Source organism: Williamsia sp. (assembly GCF_036566845.1).
Taxonomy (GTDB): Bacteria; Actinomycetota; Actinomycetes; order Mycobacteriales; family Mycobacteriaceae; genus Williamsia.
Genome location: NZ_DATCVM010000082.1, coordinates 1 through 16,834, shown reverse-complemented (window position 1 = coordinate 16,834; position 16,834 = coordinate 1). Strand labels below are relative to the sequence as shown.

At 64.4% G+C, this 16,834-nt stretch carries 16 protein-coding genes and 1 pseudogene; 12 read left to right on the top strand and 5 right to left on the bottom strand.

The genetic code is table 11. The features are described from left to right. Positions 1-27 precede the first annotated feature (27 nt). The 4 genes from sfnG to trxA all read left to right on the top strand — a co-directional run bounded on the left by sfnG (position 28) and on the right by trxA (position 3,269). Positions 28-1,146 carry a dimethylsulfone monooxygenase SfnG gene (gene sfnG / locus VIQ49_RS07130; protein ID WP_331882503.1) on the top strand — a complete coding sequence of 373 codons (1,119 nt, stop codon included), beginning with the start codon at positions 28-30 and terminating at the stop codon, positions 1,144-1,146. Further along, positions 1,143-2,369 carry an SfnB family sulfur acquisition oxidoreductase gene (locus VIQ49_RS07125; RefSeq protein WP_331882500.1) on the top strand — a complete coding sequence of 409 codons (1,227 nt, stop codon included), beginning with the start codon at positions 1,143-1,145 and terminating at the stop codon, positions 2,367-2,369. The genes sfnG and VIQ49_RS07125 overlap by 4 nt, the downstream gene beginning before the upstream one ends. Positions 2,370-2,476: 107 nt before the next feature. Continuing rightward, positions 2,477-2,932 (top strand): MerR family transcriptional regulator, encoded by a 456-nt coding sequence (locus tag VIQ49_RS07120; protein ID WP_331882498.1) that lies wholly within the window; start codon positions 2,477-2,479, stop codon positions 2,930-2,932. Next, a complete protein-coding gene (trxA, locus tag VIQ49_RS07115; RefSeq protein ID WP_331882496.1) occupies positions 2,922-3,269 on the top strand; it encodes a thioredoxin in 348 nt (115 codons plus the stop codon). Before VIQ49_RS07120 ends, trxA begins: the two co-directional genes overlap by 11 nt. A 14-nt stretch (positions 3,270-3,283) precedes the next feature. Here the strand turns inward: trxA and VIQ49_RS07110 are convergent, their stop codons facing one another. After that, positions 3,284-4,261 carry a YihY/virulence factor BrkB family protein gene (locus VIQ49_RS07110; protein WP_331882493.1) on the bottom strand — a complete coding sequence of 326 codons (978 nt, stop codon included), beginning with the start codon at positions 4,259-4,261 and terminating at the stop codon, positions 3,284-3,286. A gap of 71 nt (positions 4,262-4,332) precedes the next feature. Next, a complete protein-coding gene (locus tag VIQ49_RS07105; protein WP_331882490.1) occupies positions 4,333-5,136 on the bottom strand; it encodes a DUF72 domain-containing protein in 804 nt (267 codons plus the stop codon). Between the two features lie 44 nt (positions 5,137-5,180). On the opposite strand from VIQ49_RS07105, the gene VIQ49_RS07100 reads away from it, so the two are divergent. Beyond that, positions 5,181-5,657, top strand: a complete 477-nt coding sequence (locus VIQ49_RS07100; RefSeq protein ID WP_331882487.1) for a nucleoside deaminase — start codon at positions 5,181-5,183, stop codon at positions 5,655-5,657. Positions 5,658-5,707: 50 nt separating this feature from the next. Next, complete coding sequence (locus VIQ49_RS07095) at positions 5,708-6,745, top strand: sigma-70 family RNA polymerase sigma factor (protein ID WP_331882484.1); 1,038 nt, start codon at positions 5,708-5,710, stop codon at positions 6,743-6,745. Here the strand turns inward: VIQ49_RS07095 and VIQ49_RS07090 are convergent. Beyond that, positions 6,724-7,128, bottom strand: coding sequence for a VOC family protein (locus VIQ49_RS07090; RefSeq protein WP_331882481.1), 405 nt, complete (start codon positions 7,126-7,128; stop codon positions 6,724-6,726). The genes VIQ49_RS07095 and VIQ49_RS07090 overlap by 22 nt on opposite strands. Before the next feature lie 128 nt (positions 7,129-7,256). On the opposite strand from VIQ49_RS07090, the pseudogene VIQ49_RS07085 reads away from it, so the two are divergent. Continuing rightward, positions 7,257-7,937 (top strand): annotated as a pseudogene (locus VIQ49_RS07085) (NADPH-dependent F420 reductase); the annotation flags it as partial. A gap of 110 nt (positions 7,938-8,047) precedes the next feature. Here VIQ49_RS07085 and VIQ49_RS07080 read toward each other — a convergent pair. Beyond that, positions 8,048-8,662 (bottom strand): helix-turn-helix domain-containing protein, encoded by a 615-nt coding sequence (locus tag VIQ49_RS07080; RefSeq protein ID WP_331882479.1) that lies wholly within the window; start codon positions 8,660-8,662, stop codon positions 8,048-8,050. A gap of 217 nt (positions 8,663-8,879) precedes the next feature. Between VIQ49_RS07080 and VIQ49_RS07075 the strand changes: the two genes are divergently transcribed. The 5 genes from VIQ49_RS07075 to atzF are packed head-to-tail and all read left to right on the top strand — an operon-like array spanning position 8,880 to position 15,700. Then, on the top strand, positions 8,880-10,442 hold the full coding sequence (locus VIQ49_RS07075) for an amino acid permease (RefSeq protein WP_331882476.1): 1,563 nt from the start codon (positions 8,880-8,882) through the stop codon (positions 10,440-10,442). 39 nt (positions 10,443-10,481) lie between these two features. Further along, positions 10,482-11,342: an urea amidolyase associated protein UAAP1 gene (locus VIQ49_RS07070; protein ID WP_331882473.1), complete on the top strand. Its 861-nt coding sequence runs from the start codon at positions 10,482-10,484 to the stop codon at positions 11,340-11,342. Beyond that, positions 11,342-12,034 carry an urea amidolyase associated protein UAAP2 gene (locus VIQ49_RS07065; protein WP_331882470.1) on the top strand — a complete coding sequence of 231 codons (693 nt, stop codon included), beginning with the start codon at positions 11,342-11,344 and terminating at the stop codon, positions 12,032-12,034. The genes VIQ49_RS07070 and VIQ49_RS07065 overlap by 1 nt, the downstream gene beginning before the upstream one ends. A 4-nt stretch (positions 12,035-12,038) precedes the next feature. Then, entirely contained in the window at positions 12,039-14,042 is a 2,004-nt protein-coding gene (locus VIQ49_RS07060) for a 5-oxoprolinase/urea amidolyase family protein (RefSeq protein WP_331882468.1), read from the top strand. Continuing rightward, a complete protein-coding gene (atzF, locus tag VIQ49_RS07055; RefSeq protein ID WP_331882466.1) occupies positions 14,039-15,700 on the top strand; it encodes an allophanate hydrolase in 1,662 nt (553 codons plus the stop codon). The genes VIQ49_RS07060 and atzF overlap by 4 nt, the downstream gene beginning before the upstream one ends. A gap of 19 nt (positions 15,701-15,719) precedes the next feature. Here the strand turns inward: atzF and VIQ49_RS07050 are convergent, their stop codons facing one another. Beyond that, a complete protein-coding gene (locus VIQ49_RS07050; RefSeq protein WP_331882464.1) occupies positions 15,720-16,580 on the bottom strand; it encodes a TIGR03621 family F420-dependent LLM class oxidoreductase in 861 nt (286 codons plus the stop codon). Positions 16,581-16,834 lie beyond the last annotated feature (254 nt).

Genomic DNA, 16,834 nt, shown 5'->3' with positions numbered 1-16,834 from the left:
CACCCAACAACTTCAGGAGAAGCAACCATGAGCACCGAGAACATCGCCGATCAGATCAAGTTCGCCTACTGGGTACCCAACGTCAGCGGCGGCCTGGTCACCAGCGACATCGAACAGCGCACCGGCTGGGACTTCGAGTACAACAAGAAGCTCGCCCAGACCGCCGAGAACAACGGCTTCGACTACGCCCTGTCGCAGGTCCGCTACATGGCGTCGTATGGCGCCGAGTTCCAGCACGAGTCAACGTCTTTCAGCCTGGCACTGCTCGGTGCGACGGAACGGCTGAAGGTCATCGCCGCCGTCCATCCGGGACTCTGGCATCCGGCGGTTCTCGCCAAGTTCGGCGCGACCGCCGACCATCTGTCCAACGGCCGGTTCGCGATCAACGTCGTGTCCGGCTGGTTCGCCGGGGAGTTCAAGGCACTCGGTGAGCCGTGGCTCGAGCACGACGAGCGTTACCGGCGCAGCGCCGAGTTCCTCGAAGTGATCCGGAAGATCTGGACAGAGGACAACGTCGAATATGCCGGCGACTTCTACCGGATCCGCGACTTCACCCTCAAGCCGAAGCCGCTCAACACACCGGAGCGACCGAATCCCGAACTGTTCCAGGGTGGTAACTCCACCGCGGCACGCAACAACGGGGGCCGCTACGCCGACTGGTACTTCTCCAACGGCAAGGACTTCGACGGTGTCACCGAACAGGTCGACGATCTGCGGGCCGTGGCACGGGCTCACAATCGTGAGGTGAAGTTCGGACTCAACGGCTTCATCATCGCCCGCGACACCGAGGCCGAAGCACACGACACCCTCCGGGAGATCATCTCGAAGGCGAATCGTCCTGCGGTGGAGGGTTTCCGGGACGCAGTTCAGCAGGCCGGTGCTTCCACCGCCGACAAGCAGGGTATGTGGGCCAACTCGTCTTTCGAGGACCTTGTGCAGTACAACGACGGCTTCAAGACCAAGCTCATCGGCACACCCGAGCAGGTCGCCGAGCGGATCGTGGCCTACAAGCGTCTCGGCGTCGACCTCGTCCTCGGCGGCTTCCTGCACTTCCAGGAGGAGATCGAGTACTTCGGCGCCAACGTTCTTCCACTGGTCCGGGAAATCGAAGCAGCCGACGAAGCCGCCGGTGTCAGCGCGTCGTGAACAGCACCGCCATCGCGACCCGGATCGACTCTGCGGAACAGGCACTGTCGACTGCGCGCACCCTGGCGGCACACTTTGCCACCGGGGCGGCGGCGCGCGACCGCGACCGTAAACTCCCGCACCGCGAGATCGATGAACTGTCCGCCAGCGGACTGCTGGCAATTACCGTGCCGGCACAGTACGGTGGCGCCGACCTGGCCCCGGGTGTGGTCGCCGAGGTCATCCGGATCCTGGCCGCGGCCGACCCGAACATCGCACAGATCCCGCACAGCCATTTTGTGTACCTGAATCTGTTGCGACTGGCCGGGACACCGACACAGCAGCGGGACCTGTTCTCCGATGTCCTCGGCGGCGGCCGGATCGCCAACGCGCAGTCCGAACGTGGCGGCAAGACGATTGCCGCCATCTCGACAACCGTCAAACCCGAATCGGGAGGCCTGCGGCTCGACGGATCCAAGTTCTACTGCACGGGCTCGCTGTACGCCCATACGCTGGCGGTCCTCGCCAAGCTTGTCGATCCGTCCGGCGAATCGGGTCTGGAACCAGGCGAATACGTGGCATTCATTCCGGCGGACATCGCCGGTGTCCGCATCGTCGACGATTGGAATGGCCTCGGACAGCGCACCACCGGCAGCGGGACGATCACGTTCGAAGCGGTCACCGTGTACCCGAAACAACTCGTGGCGCGAGCCAAGGCGATCAACGCACCGGCCGGCTACGGCGCATTCGCTCAGTTGCTGCACGTCGCCATCGATGCCGGGATCGCGAGCGGGGCACTGCGAGCCGCCACCGAGTTCGCCCGCACGAAGAGCCGGCCGTGGTTCGAGGCCGCCGTCGATCGGGCCGTCGACGATCCCCTGTTGATTCAGCGCTTCGGAGAACTCGCCGTCGAGGTGCGCACCGCCGAGGCCACACTGAGCGCTGCCGCAAACGCTGTCGACGCCACGTTCTCATCCACACCGGCCAACGCGAAGGAACGTGCGGCAGAAGCCTCGATCGCGGTGGCAACAGCCAAGATCGTCGCCGACCGGGCCGCCAACGAGGTGTCGTCCGCACTGTTCGAGGTATCGGGAACACGCAGCGCTGCAGCTGATCTCGGACTGGATCACTTCTGGCGCAATGCCCGCACACACACCCTCCACGATCCGGTGCGCTGGAAGTATCAGCACATCGGACGGGCTCTGCTCCACGATTCCCCGCCGCCGCTGCACGGCGTCATCTGACCTGTTCGCCCCCTTCGGGCTGGCATTGACGCCGAGGGCAAGGTTTACGATCTCGGTTGTGGGACGATCAAGCCCGCCAACTGCAAGGTCGCAAGGGGGCCGACATCATGCGCATCGGAGAGTTTGCCAAGCAAACCGAGACCACCGCGCGGTCGCTTCGTTACTACGAGGCCCGGGGATTGCTGACCGCGCCGCGGGACGGCAGCGGATACCGCGTCTACGGCGAGGCCGAACTTCGTGTCCTCCAACAGATTCAAGCGCTCAAGGATTTCGGATTCGATCTCGAGGAGACCAGGCCGTTCGTCGAGTGTCTTCGAGCCGGATATCCAACCGGCGGTGCCTGCGCGGAATCTGCCGAGGTATATCGCCGGAAGCTGATCGAGATCGATGACTGCATCGCGCAGCTGGAAAACGTTCGGGCACAGATCCGCCAACAGTTGGCGGAGCATTCCGCAAACACTCCAGCAGGGGAGAGCGACGATACGGTCGCGGCCGGACCGGCCTGCCAGTTCTCCACCCATATCGACCGGCCGTCCGAGGGAGCACAGTCACATGGTTCATGAGAAGGCAGCAGCTTCCGCGACGATCACGCAGGTCACAGACGCCACGTTCGCGTCGGAAGTCCTCACATCCGACCGGCCGGTTCTGGTCGACTTCACCGCGCACTGGTGCGGCCCGTGCCGAATGATCGCACCCGTCCTCGCCGAGATCGCGGTGGAAGAGGCCGACAGACTGCGGATCGTGACACTGGATGTCGATGTGAACCCGTTGACGCGGGCGGAATACAACGTGATGTCGATGCCGACGTTGGTGCTCTTCCGCTCCGGTCAACCGGTGGTGTCGATCGTGGGTGCCCGCTCGAAGCGGCGGCTCGTGAACGAACTCGCGTCCCGTTTGTAGACAGGCTGGGTGTTCTAGTTCTTTGTGTCCGGTTCCTCTGGCTTGTCGAAGGTCACGGTGACCTGTTCGAACCCCTTCTGTCGCTGCGCTTTCGCCTGCCTGGTGTAGGTCTTTCGGTCGCCCCGGGTGAGGTCGACGTTGTCGGTGAACGGGGTCAACAAGGCCCGCGGATACAACCGGTGTTTGTGCACCGCGTTGATCTCGGCGGATATGACGAGCGCAATGGCGGCCAGATAGAAGTACGCGAGCAAACCCAGGACCACCGCGAACACGCTGTTGGTGGTGCTGGCGTTCTTGACCACGCCGTTGACGTAGAACGTTCCGAAGGTCTGCAACAGCTGCCACACCACACCCATGAGGATCGCGCCGGGCAACACATCCCGATAGGTCACGTTCTTCGACGTTGTGCTGAGCCGGAAGGCAACGGCGAAGATCAACGAGTTCGTCACCACCGCAGCCACCGCCACACCGGTGCTCTGCGAGGTGTCCAGGGACCCTGCCAGACCGCCATAGGTCGACAACACCGTCGTCGCGATGAGTGCCAGAGCGATGAGGGTGAGCAGCAGCAGACTGCGCACGCGCGACAGAATCGGATTCGGACGGCTGTTCCTCGGCACCTGCCAGGCAGTGTTCATCGTGTGCTGGGTGGCTTGACCGATACCCGAGGCACCGTAGAGCGCACCCAGAATACCGATGACGATGGCCGCGGTACCCCCGCTGAGCTCCTGCGGTGTGCCCAGCTGGTCACCGATGACCGGGAACTGACTCAGCGCCGAATCGATCACGGTCTTCTGTAGTTGGGGATCGCCTTCCAGGACGATTCCGACGATGGTGGTGAGCAGCAGCAGAAGCGGGAACAACGACAGGAACGCGTAGTAGGTGATGAGGACCGCGAGATAGCCACCTTGGTCGTCGACGAACTTGTAGATGACCGCGATCCAGAACCCGAGGACCGGGTGCCGTCTCTGCAGCCTGTCCAAACGCTCGATCATCACAAGACCCCAGTCCTACGTGGCGCCGTTTCGAATGATCCTGCGCTGGCGGACAACGCTACCCGAGCGCGCTATTCCAGCCGGTCCAGCAGTGACCGCGCGTCGTGTGGCGCACGCACTTTGGCGTCGTTGTCGAAGTAGACATAGACGTCGACACCGCGTGCACGTTCGGAGAGGCGCGACGCCCATCGGTCGAGGGCGTCATCGGTGTATCCGCTGGTGTAGAGCTCCTCATCGCCATGAAGTCGGGCGTAGACGAAATCGGCGGTCACCTCGTCGATGACCGGAAACTTGCCCGCCGAATCGGCAAGCACCAGAGCGATTCCCTTCTCCCGCAACAACTCTGGCACCTCAGCGGTGTCGAAACTCGGGTGCCGCACCTCCATCGCGTGCCGGAGCGGCCGATCGGCGTCAGTGGTGGTCCAGGCCCGCCCGTCGATGTGATCGCTGTGGCCCTCGGACATGGCAGCGGCCTCACGGGTGGTCCGCGGCAGCAGGTCGGCAAACGCGGCAACGGCTTCCGGGTCGAACGGCAGATTCGGTGGCAGTTGCCAGAGCAGCGGCCCCAGTTTGGGGCCGAGCGCCAGGACCCCTGACGCCAAGAATGTCGCAAGCGCCTCGTCTACGTCGACGAGACGTTTCATGTGCGTGATGAACCGAGGGCCCTTGACCGCGAAGACGAAGTCGTCGGGAACCTGATCTGCCCACTTCTGGTAGCTCGTCGGACGCTGCAACGCATAGAAGGACCCATTGATCTCGACCGAATTCAGAGTGCGGGACAGATACTCCAGTTCGCGGCGCTGCGCGAGGCCGGGTGGATAGAACGCACGGCGCCAGGGCGGATAGACCCACCCGGACGTCCCGACACGAATCACCCCTCAACCTGTACACCACAGGCCGCTCCGGCACACTGGGATCCATGACCGATACCGACGTCCGACTGTTGCGCCGCGCCGTGGCGATCGCACGCCTCGCCCGCGAATCCGGCAACCACCCCTTCGGCGCAATACTGGTCGACGACACCGGCGGAGTCCTGCTCGAAGCGCAGAACACGGTGGAGACGGGCCGGGATGCCACCGGCCATGCCGAGACCAACCTCGCCCGGATGGCGTCCGCCCGATACGCACCCGCGGAACTGGCCGCGATGACGATGTACACCTCGGCCGAGCCCTGTGCGATGTGCTCGGGCGCGGTCTACTGGGCCGGGATCGGCACCGTCGTCTACGCGCTGTCGGAAGCGGACCTGGCCATCATCACCGGGGCCGACGAGCACAACCCGACGATGGCACTACCCTGCCGCGAGGTCTTTGCCGCGGGGCAACGTCCCACGTCGGTCCGGGGGCCGGTCGCCGTGCCCGAGGCCAGCGGGGTCCACGCGGGTTTCTGGAACAACTGAGGGCGGCGAGACCCTGGTCGGTGTCGGACCACTCCCGTAATCTGTGACACATGACAGTCGAGGCAGCAGTGGATGCGGACTTCCTGGAAATAGCCGAACCGTTCCGCCGCGAATTACTCGCGCACTGCTATCGAATGATGGGCTCACATCACGACGCCGAGGACCTGCTCCAGGAGACCTACATCCGGGCCTGGCGCGGCTATTCCAACTTCGACGGGCGCGCCTCGATCCGCACCTGGCTGTACAAGATCGCCACCAACACCTGCCTGACCGCGCTGGGTTCCAAACAACGCCGGCCGTTGCCGTCCGGTCTCGGTGGCGACTCGTACGACCCTCAGGCACCGCTGTTGCAAGACAACGAGGTGCCCTGGCTCGAACCCTTCGCCGACAACGGTGAGACGCTGTCGGAGACCGCGGATCCCGCGAGCATCGTCGGCGCCCGCGAGTCGATTCGGCTGGCGTTCATCGCCGCGCTCCAGCATCTGCCCGAGCGTCAACGTGCGGTGCTGATCCTGCGTGACGTTCTGCAATGGCGGGCCGCCGAGGTGGCCGAGACCCTCGATCTGACCACCGCGACGGTCAACAGCCTGCTCCAGCGGGCGCGGGCCCAGCTCAAAGAGGTGGCGCCCGAGCGCGATACGGTCACCGAACCCGACGACGCGGCACAGCGCGCCCTGTTGCAGAAGTGGGTCGAGGCGTTCGAGACCTACAACATCGATGCCATCGTTGCCCTTTTCACAGACAAAGCCATCTGGGAGATGCCGCCGTTCACCGGCTGGTACCAGGGTCCGGCTGTCATCGGCGATCTCATCGAACACAACTGTCCGGCCGAGAGGGCCGACGACATGGTGCTCCTACCGGCCACCGCCAACGGTCAGGCGGCGTTCGGGTTGTACATGCGCAATCCCGAGGACGGGGTACACCGCCCTTTTCAGCTACAGGTCCTCGACATCACACAGCAGGGTGTGCAGCATGTCGTGGCGTTCTTCTCGGACACGATGGTCGAAGATTTTGCCCGATTCGGGTTGCCGGCAACCGCGTCGCCGGCAACCCGGACGGTTCCTGCTCAGCCGTTGACCGCCGACTGATCCATCCAGGTGACCTCCCATACGTGACCATCTAGGTCGCGGAAGCTGCGGCCATACATGAAGCCGTGATCCTGCGGGTCCATCCAGGCCGACCCTCCGGTGGCGAGAGCCTTGTCGGCCATCACGTCCACGGCATCGCGCGAGTCCGCCGACACGGCGATCAGCACTTCCCGTTCTTTGGCCGTGTCCGTGATCCCGCCGGTGATGAAATCCCTGAACCTGGCGGGAGTCATCAACATCGCGAAGGTCAGGTCGTTGATGATCAGGCACAACGTGTTCTCGTCACTGAAGGTCTCGTTGAACTCGAAGCCCAACCCGGTGAAAAACGTTCGCGCGGCCGGGATGTCAGAGGCGGTGGTGTTCAGGAACATCATGCGGGACATCGGTGACTCCATTTCGGTTGTACTTCGACTTTTCAGAAGGGCAGACCAGGTCCAGCGCAAAATGTAATCGCTGACACCCAAAGGAATGGACCTACCGTCGCGCAGGTTGCAGGGAGAAGCCATCTGTCGACCAATCAAAGGGGTCTCGAGTGAAAATCGGAATCATCGGTGCAGGTTTCATCGGCGGAACTCTGACGCGGCGCCTGACCCAGCTGGGCCACGACGTTCGGGTCTCCAATTCGCGAGATCCACAGACACTTGCCGAACTGGCCGAGGAAACGGGCGCTTCGGCAGTCTGGGCGAAAGACGCCGCCGAGGATGCAGATCTGGTGATCGTGAGTATTCCGCAGAAGAACACACCGGATCTCGCCGAGGGGATCCTATCGGCCCGCAAACCCGGCGCACCGGTCATCGAGACGAACAACTACTATCCGCAGCAGCGCGACGGGAAGATCTCGGCCATCGAAGACGGAACCCCCGAAAGTGTATGGGTTTCAGAGCTGTTGGACGTGCCGGTCTACAAGGTCTTCAACGGCATCTACTGGAAGCACCTGTTGGAGAAGGGTACTCCGGCGGGGACCACCGGACGGATTGCGTTGCCCATCGCAGGTGACGACGAGGTGGGCAAGAAAGCGGTCTCCGCGCTCATCGACGAACTCGGTTTCGACCCGGTCGACGCCGGTTCGCTGGCCGAATCCTGGCGGCAGCAGCCCGGAACCCCGGTGTACGGCAAAGACTTCGGCGTAGGCGCCACCATCGAGGCACTCGCACAGGCAACTCCGGACCGCACAGCGGACTGGAAGGCTTGACTCACAGGCACTGAACACCACGCAGTAGGCACATCGCCGCGTCAGGAGCGCACATGCTGGATCGTGTGCTTGCGACGCAGCGGTGTGCTTTTGTCGTTTGTATCGCGAGTCTAGGTGAGAACCAGCGCAATGCTGTCGATGAGTACCCCGACCAGATCGTCAAGTGACTCCGACCCCAGTACCCCGACCATCTCATCCGACCGCATGCTGATCACCGACTCCACCAACCGAAACGGAAGGTGGCGGCGCGGATCGGTCTGGTCGCCCAGCACCTTCCCGGCCAGCTGCGCGTAGATCCGTGCCAAGTCGCTTCGGGCACTGCGGAACTCGGCAAAACGCTCGGTCCGGAGTTCCGGCAGCAGATAGAGGGCGCCGAGGTTCCAGCGAGAGCGCGCAAGTTGCCCGGCGTCGAAGCGGGCGAGTTGCTGCAACCGATCCAGTGCCGGACCGTCGGCATCGAGCAGCGCGTTCGCCTGCTCCAGCGGCACGAGCACGGTGTCCTGCAGGAGCGACTCGAGGATGTCGTCCTTGGTCTTGAAGTGGTGATACAGGGACGCCTGCCGGATGCCGACCGCCTCGGCAATCATCCGGGTTGATGTACCGGAGTATCCGCGGGTTGTGAACAACTCGGCGGCAGCGTCGCGGATCTCGTCGCGCGCGGTGGCGCCACGGCGGCGCTGTTCCACCAACCTCGGGCGCCCCGGCCCAGCCGCAATCTGACTCACAAGCAGTAACCCTACTGTTGCGCGGACACTTTCAGCGTGAGCAAATCACCCGCCTGAGCCCTCTACCTGCAGCGCAGTGTATTTTCCGAAACCCAATCGTTTCACGTGGTAGCACCCCGGTAACAAACCTGTCACTCGACAGAAATCGCCAGACGATTATCTATCACTCGACAGGTTCACTCCCTGGGCCGACGTGCCCACGACCAGGAAGCTCCCCATGACCGCAACAGCGCAACCACCCTCGGCCCCGGCCACCGGTGGTACCTCGCAGATCGGCGACTCCGACGACCTCTCCGCATTCGGGTACACCCAGCAGCTGCACCGGTCCCTGGGGACGTTTGCCTCCTTTGCGGCCGGATTCTCGTTCGTCTCGATCTTGACCACGATCTTCCAGCTATTCGGCCTGGGCTTCTCCTTCGGCGGGCCGGCCTTCTTCTGGACCTGGCCCATCGTCTACGTCGGCCAGTTCCTTGTGGCGCTCTGCTTCGCAGAGATCGCGGCGCGGTACCCGATCTCCGGTGCCATCTACCAATGGTCGCGGCGCATGGGCGGCGAGGTCATCGGCTGGTTCGGTGGCTGGTTCATGATGCTGGCCCAGATCGTCACCGCATCCGCTGCGGCCATCGCATTGCAGGTGGTCATGCCGTCGATCTGGGACGGCTTCCAGATCATCGGCGACGACCCCGCACTGACCAGTACCAGCGGCGCGTCCAACGCGGTCCTGCTGGGTTCGATCCTGCTCGTCATCACCACTTTCATCAACTGCATCGGCGTCAACTGGATGAGCCGGATCAACAACATCGGCGTCACCTGCGAGATCGTCGGTGTGATCGCGGTGATCCTGGCTCTGTTCACCCACGCCCAACGTGGACCCGATGTGGTCTTCGACACCGGCATCCCCGGCGAGCAACCCGGATACATCTGGGCATTCATCGTCTCCGGACTGATGGCCGCCTACGTGATGGTCGGGTTCGGATCCGCAGGCGAACTCGCCGAGGAGACCAAGAACCCGCGCCGCGTTGCCCCGCGCACCATCCGACTGGCCCTGACCGTCTCCGCGATCGGCGGCGGGCTGATGCTGCTCGGCGCCCTGATGGCCGCACCCAGCCTGGGTGAAGAGCTGGCCGTCGGCGGACTCCCCTACGTCCTCGATTCGGTGCTCGGATCGTTCTGGGGCAAGGTCCTGCTCTGCGACGTGGTGGTTGCGATCTTCATCTGCACCTTGGCAATTCAGACCGCTTGCTCCCGCCTGATGTTCTCGATGGCACGCGACGACCGGCTGCCGGCCTCCAAGATCCTGGCGCACGTCAACCCCAAGACCGGAACCCCGATCGCACCGTCGATCCTGATCGGCGTCCTGTGCATCGGCGTGCTGGTGGTCAACGTCGGCAACTCCGCGATCTTCGCGACCCTGGCCAGCGTCTGCATCATCCTGATCTACCTCGCCTACCTGTCGGTCACCGGGCCGATGCTCTTGCGCCGGATCAAGGGCTGGCCCGGCGAACCGGTACCCACAGATTCCGAGGGTAAGAAGTTGTTCACCCTGGGGCGCTTCGGGATCCCGATCAACATCCTTGCCATCGTCTACGGATTCCTGATGGTGATCAACCTCGCATGGCCCCGTGAAGAGATCTTCGACCCGGCCGGCGAGATGCCGATCCTGAAGTGGGCCGGACCGATCTGCATCGTCGTCTCCGTTCTCGTGGGCATCGCCTGCTTCCCGCACGGAAAGAAGCACCCGATGCCGGTGGCTGCCCCGGTGACCACCGATGCCAAGTAGCCCGTTGATCAATACCTCTACAGCACAAGGATATTCATCATGACATCTACCAAACCAGCAACCGGAACCACCGCGGGGGCCCGCGAACACGCTCGCGCCCAAGCCCAAGCCATCACCGATTCGATGCCGGTGGTCCCGGCCAGCGCCTGGCCCGCGATCCCGGATGCGACCACACCACAAGACATGACGTGGGCCGAAACGATTCCCGGAGGCCGCTACAGCGTGAAAGTTCTCGCCAGGGGCACCCGCCTTCGGCTCCGCGACGTGGCCGGAACCGGATGTGCACATCTACTGCTCTGGCGCAGCGATGCCCCTTGGGAGCGGCTCAATGTCGCCGATACGGTGAAGGTTCCGTGGCAGGCTTACCTCGGTGCCGGACACCCACTCCTGAGCGATCAGGGACGGGCACTGGCGACCGTCGTGGAGGACACGTCAGGACATCACGATGCGCTGTGTGGCACCACCACATTGGCCACCAATACCGACAAGTACGGTGCCGGTGAGGTCTATTCGCACTCCCCCGCGGGACGGGAGCTGTTCACACTGGCTGCGGCCAAACAGGGCCTGACCCCCACCGACGTGGTGCCGTCACTGTCCTTCTTCCACAGCGTCGTGGTCGAAGATGATGGTGCCATGGTCTCGAAAGGATCTGCGGGACAGGGCAAATACGTGGATCTTCTGCTCCACCTGCCCTGCACCGTTGCAATCGTCAACACCGCCCATCCGCTCGATCCCTCACCAACATTCGACGTCGGGCCCGTCGAAGTTCTCGCCTGGAAGGCAACCGCCGACCTCGAGGCCACGTTGGCCCGGCTCGATGACACCGAACCCGAATACCGGCGAGCAGTCCTCAATTCCGAAGATGCCTGGAACGCCGCACATTCCGAAAGGACCATCTGATGTCCACCACCGAGGCAGCATCGACAACGGCCGACGCATCCGCCACCGACCTCGCACTGGTCGCCGGTGAGGTGATCGGTGACCACGTGATCGGAGAGCGCGCGCCCTGGTCCGGCGTGGTGGCATCCGGCGACGTGCTGACCATCGTCGACCTGTACGGCAATCAGGCCGTCGACACGTTGCTCTTCGGCGCTGACGATCACACCGTCCGCTACTCCGCGCAGGCGACGATCGCGGCGCAGGGCAACATCTTTCTGAGCACCGGCTCCGTCCTCCGCGATCACGAGTCGGCCCCGATGATGACGATCGTCGCCGACGAGGTCGGCAATCACGACACCGTCGGGGGTGCGTGCTCACAGGAATCGAACACGCTCCGCTACGGGCACCACACCAAGCATCAGCACGCCTGCGTCGAGAACTTCCTGATCGGCGGCGCGCCACACGGTCTGGGCAAGGCCGACCTCGTCGGCAACGTCAACTTCTTCATGAACGTGCCGGTGGACGCCGACGGTTCGCTCGGAATCGTCGACGGAATGTCGGCACCGGGACTGCGATTGGCCCTGCGCGCCGAGATCGACACCCTGGTCCTGATCTCCAACTGCCCACAGATCAACAACCCCTGTAACGGATTCGACCCCACCGCCGTCCGGGTGATCGTGACCCGTCCGTCAACGGCTTCGAAAGGCGCTTGAGCACATGTCGACGATCTCGGTACTGCGGGCGGGCCCGCAGACCACCATCCAGGATTGGCCCGGACGGATCCGGCACTGGCAGGTCGGCGTCCCACCGTCGGGCCCGATGGACGACCTGTCCTTCCGACTGGCCAACCTTGCGGTCGGAAACCCCGAGGGCACAGCAGGACTCGAATGCACGATGATGGGGCCCCGCCTGACCTTCTCCGAGGACACCGTCGTGGCGGTCGCCGGCGCCCCGGTGGTGGTGACCATCGATTCGATGCCGGCGCCGCAGTGGACCCCGCTCACCGTGAAAGCCGGAGAGGTTCTGGACATCGGTGTCGCCGGGCCGGTCGGGATGCGGGTGTACCTGGCCGTGGCCGGAGGGGTTGAGGCCGAAGAGTATCTGGGCAGCCGTTCCACGTTCACACTCGGCAAGTTCGGTGGCAAGGACGGCCGTCCGCTGATCGAAGGGGACGCACTCCTGTGCGCCGGTGCCGATCTGGCCACCGCACCGCGGCGAATCCTCAACGACGAGAAACCGGCTCTGACCGACAACTGGCAGCTCGCGGTGACGGTCGGGCCGCACAGCGCACCCGAGTTCTTCACCCCGGAAGACATCGAGGATCTCTACAGCACGCCCTACGAGGTTCACTTCAACTCCGACCGGACCGGAGTACGTCTCGTCGGGCCTCAACCGCGCTGGGCGCGCACCGACGGCGGCGAGGCCGGCCTGCACCCGTCGAACATCCACGACAACGCCTACTCCGTCGGCGCCCTGGATTTCACCGGCGACACCCCGATCCTGCTCGGCCCCGACGGTCCCAGCCTCGGCGGGTTCGTCTGCCCGGTCACGGTCACCACCGCCGACCGATGGAAGCTGGGTCAACTCAAGCCCGGCAACACCGTGCGCTTCGTCCCCGTTCGCTCGGCCCAGGCGGCGAGCCCGGCCGATCTCGGTTCGGCCCGCCGCTCCGACATCGGTGTCGTCCTGTCCAGCGGCGGCGACCACGACGGCGGTGTCCTCGGGTCGACCATGACCGCCGACGGCAGCACCGTGGTCACCTACCGGCGCAGTGGTGACGACAACATCCTCGTCGAATACGGCGACATGACCCTCGACCTGGCGCTCCGGGCCCGCGTCCACGCGCTCGCCGAACGCATCGCCGCAGATCGTCCCGCCGGGCTGCTCGACCTCACCCCGGGGATCCGATCGTTGCAGGTGAAGGTCGACCCGACCAAGCTGCGGCAATCGGTACTGCTGGATTGGCTGATCGAGTGCGAGGCACAGCTACCAGCCGCATCCGAACTCGTTGTCCCGAGCCGGACCGTCCACCTGCCGCTGTCCTGGGACGACCCGGCAACACGGGAGGCGATCCAGCGGTACATGCTCGGGGTCCGCTCGGACGCCCCGTGGTGTCCGTGGAACATCGAGTTCATCCGGCGCATGAACGGCCTCGATTCGGTCGACGACGTACACCGCATCGTCTTCGACGCCGAATACCTCGTCCTCGGTCTGGGCGACGTGTACCTCGGTGCGCCGGTGGCGGTGCCACTCGACCCCCGCCATCGGCTGGTGACCACCAAGTACAACCCCGCCCGCACCTGGACACCGGAGAACGCGGTCGGAATCGGCGGCGCTTACATGTGCGTCTACGGCATGGAAGGCCCCGGTGGCTACCAATTCGTGGGACGCACCACGCAAGTATGGAATCATCGGCATCCTCTGGAAGCGGCCGGATTCGACCCCGAGCATCCGTGGTTGTTGCGCTTCTTCGACAAGATCAGGTGGTACCCGGTGAGTGCAGACGAACTACTCGACCTGCGGGCGGATACGGCGGCCGGCCGGGGTGAGGTCCGGATCGACCAGGGCACATTCTCACTCGCCGAGCATCAGCGGTTCCTCGACACGAATGCCGCCGACATCGACGCGCGGCGCTCGATGATGGAGATCGCACGCCACGAAGAACGCCAACGCTGGTCGGACAGTGGCGAGTTCGCCATCAAGACGGGAAGGGTGGCATGAGCCGCATCTCCGAGATTTTTGCCGCGATAGCCGCAGCCGATCGCCGCGAGGTCTTCATCACGCTGCGGAGCGAAGCGGACGTGACCCGCGAACACGCTGCGTCCCTCGCCGCGGGAGGTCCGCTCGCCGGTGTTGTTCTGGCGGTCAAGGACAACGTGGACGTGGCCGGCCTGCCGACCACCGCTGCCTGCCCCGGATACGAGTACTCACCCGAGGCCGATGCCACCGCAGTCGCCGCTCTCCGGGCCGCCGGCGCGGTGGTCATCGGCAAGACCAACCTCGACCAGTTCGCCACCGGACTTGTCGGAACCCGTAGTCCCTATGGCGCAGTACGGGATTCACGTCGCGATGACCGGATCTCGGGCGGTTCCAGCTCGGGTTCCGCTGTCGCGGTCGCACTCGGTTTCGCCGACATCGCCATCGGCACCGACACCGCCGGATCGGGGCGCGTCCCCGCCGGTCTGCAGGGCATCGTCGGCATCAAACCGACGCTGGGTGTCGTCAGCAACTCCGGGGTTGTCCCGGCTTGCGCCAGCTACGACTGCGTCACCATTCTCGCCGCCGACCTCGATCTCGCCAACCGGGCGATGGGTGTCATGTCCGATGCCGGAACATGGCCCGACGGCACCCATTTCGCGGCATCTGATCATCCCGTGGTGGCCGCACCGGATGCCCTGACCGGGCTCGACGAGAACTGGCAAGCCGCCTTCGAAGCTGCGATCACACAGGCCCGGTCGACCGGTGTCGAGGTCAGGCGCATCAACATCGATGACTTCCTCGCCGCCGCCAAGCTCTTGTACGACGGCGCGCTGGTGGCCGAGCGCTACGACGCGGTCGGCGAGTTCATCTCAACGGCAAAGGATTCGGACGGTCTCGATCCCACCGTCGCCGGAATCATCGGTGCGGCAGACCGGTTCAGCGCAACTGACCTCCTGGCTGATCGCCGCAGGGTCGATGAGCTCCGAATCCGGGCGCTGTCGACGCTCGGCGACGCCTCCGCATTGATCGTGCCGACCGCACCGATGCATCCGACCCTCGACGCGGTGGCTGCCGACCCGGTGGGCGTCAACGCGATCATGGGTACGTACACCAACTTCTGCAACCTCTTCGATCTGTGCGCCGTCGCCGTCCCGGCCGGCGAGGTCGTCGAATCCGACGGCAGTACAGCACAGTTCGGGATCACCGTGATCGGCCGCGCACACGACGATGCGGTGGTTCTCGACATCGCCGGACGCATCGGCAACAGCTTGCCCGCCACCGGGCCGTCGTGGCCGGAGAGGGCGGGCGCGGAGGTCACCGAGGTGTTTGTGGTGGGAGCGCATCTGCGTGGGCAACCGCTGGACAAACAACTGACCGGCCGCGGCGCGCGATGGTCAGGTGAGGCCGCAACCGCACCTGCCTATCGGCTCGTCGCCCTCGACACCCAACCCGCCAAGCCCGGACTCATCCGGGACACCGACCACGGACAGTCGATCCGCGGCGAACTCTGGACCCTGTCACCCGCCGCGCTCGGCGAGTTCCTCGCCGAGCTCCCCGCACCGATGACCCTGGGCCCGGTGGAACTCGCGGACGGCCGGTGGACCGTCGGCTTCGGCTGTAGCCACGACTCCGTGGCAGATGCCGAACCGCTGACCGCGACACATTGGCTGGAACGATAGGCAACCCGCCGACCGGACCTCAACGGCCTCGCAATTCCGCGATGACCCCGCCATAAGCCTGCAGATCGGCACTCGACGGGTCGATCGGCGTGATGTAGTTGACTCCGAACTTCTCTCGCAGCTCCACGATCCTGGCCACGACGTCCTGCTGACTGCCACGTATCCCGTTGGGCAGGGCCAGGAGTTCGGCATCGGTGGCGTCCGGCCGATGACTGCGCAAGGTGTAGAGGTCGGGTTCACGATCAATGGCGAGGTCGAAGATGATCAGGTTGATCTCCAGGTCATCGAAGCGGTTGCCGGCCCTGGTCCGGATGAAGTCGACACGCTCGGCCAGGGCCTCATCATCGGCGACCGCGGCGAGGGCAACGATGTCTGCGTGCTCCGCTGCCAGTGTCAGGACCTTGTCACCGGTGCCGGCGATCATGATCGGCGGTGGTGTCTGTACGGCCCGAGGCCCGAGGTCGGTCTGGCCGCCCAGGAGTTCCCTGAGCGCGAGCACGGTCTCGCGCAGATGCTGCACCCGCCCGCCCGGTGTCCCGAAAGGTATACCGGCAGAATCGAACTCACGCTCCACGTACCCGGCGCCGAGGCCGATCTCGAAACGGCCTCCGCTGAGTTGATCGAGACTGGCGATGTCGCGTGCCAGTAGTGCCGGCCGATAGAACCCGGCATTGAGGACAAACGTGCCCACCCGAACCGTCGGAGCAGCGGCCGCCGCGGCGGCGAGCATCGGGAAGGGCGCCCCGAGTTCCAGGTGATCAGGCATCAAGATGACGTCGACACCAGCGCGTTCGGCCTCCCTCACCTGGAGAAGAAAATGGTCCACACCGCTGCGTCCCAGCAAATTGACACCGAACCGAAAATCACGCACCGTAGCCATGAAATTCAGCATATCGAAGCGTGTCAGACCTGGGCGCTAGACTGAATGGCTGATTCCGCAACTGTCATCAATTGCATTGCAGCACAACCGAATTTGTTGGTTCGAATGCTTGCGCGAATGCGATATCGCGGGTACCGTGAAGCCATGGACTTCGGGGGAATGTTCACCAGATTGTCAGATCTGGTCGGGGACGCGGCGTTGGTCGCAGGTGATGACACTGAGTTGTCGTCGCGGGTGGTGACGGTGATCCATCT

Coding starts and splice junctions, on each gene's coding strand:
- VIQ49_RS07075 (WP_331882476.1), top strand. CDS start 8,880: ATGACCGCAACAGCGCAACCACCCTCGGCCCCGGCCACCGGTGGTACC.
- VIQ49_RS07110 (WP_331882493.1), bottom strand. CDS start 4,261: ATGATCGAGCGTTTGGACAGGCTGCAGAGACGGCACCCGGTCCTCGGG.
- VIQ49_RS07090 (WP_331882481.1), bottom strand. CDS start 7,128: ATGTCCCGCATGATGTTCCTGAACACCACCGCCTCTGACATCCCGGCC.
- VIQ49_RS07050 (WP_331882464.1), bottom strand. CDS start 16,580: ATGGCTACGGTGCGTGATTTTCGGTTCGGTGTCAATTTGCTGGGACGC.
- VIQ49_RS07095 (WP_331882484.1), top strand. CDS start 5,708: ATGACAGTCGAGGCAGCAGTGGATGCGGACTTCCTGGAAATAGCCGAA.
- sfnG (WP_331882503.1), top strand. CDS start 28: ATGAGCACCGAGAACATCGCCGATCAGATCAAGTTCGCCTACTGGGTA.
- VIQ49_RS07070 (WP_331882473.1), top strand. CDS start 10,482: ATGACATCTACCAAACCAGCAACCGGAACCACCGCGGGGGCCCGCGAA.
- VIQ49_RS07060 (WP_331882468.1), top strand. CDS start 12,039: ATGTCGACGATCTCGGTACTGCGGGCGGGCCCGCAGACCACCATCCAG.
- atzF (WP_331882466.1), top strand. CDS start 14,039: ATGAGCCGCATCTCCGAGATTTTTGCCGCGATAGCCGCAGCCGATCGC.
- trxA (WP_331882496.1), top strand. CDS start 2,922: ATGGTTCATGAGAAGGCAGCAGCTTCCGCGACGATCACGCAGGTCACA.
- VIQ49_RS07100 (WP_331882487.1), top strand. CDS start 5,181: ATGACCGATACCGACGTCCGACTGTTGCGCCGCGCCGTGGCGATCGCA.
- VIQ49_RS07120 (WP_331882498.1), top strand. CDS start 2,477: ATGCGCATCGGAGAGTTTGCCAAGCAAACCGAGACCACCGCGCGGTCG.
- VIQ49_RS07065 (WP_331882470.1), top strand. CDS start 11,342: ATGTCCACCACCGAGGCAGCATCGACAACGGCCGACGCATCCGCCACC.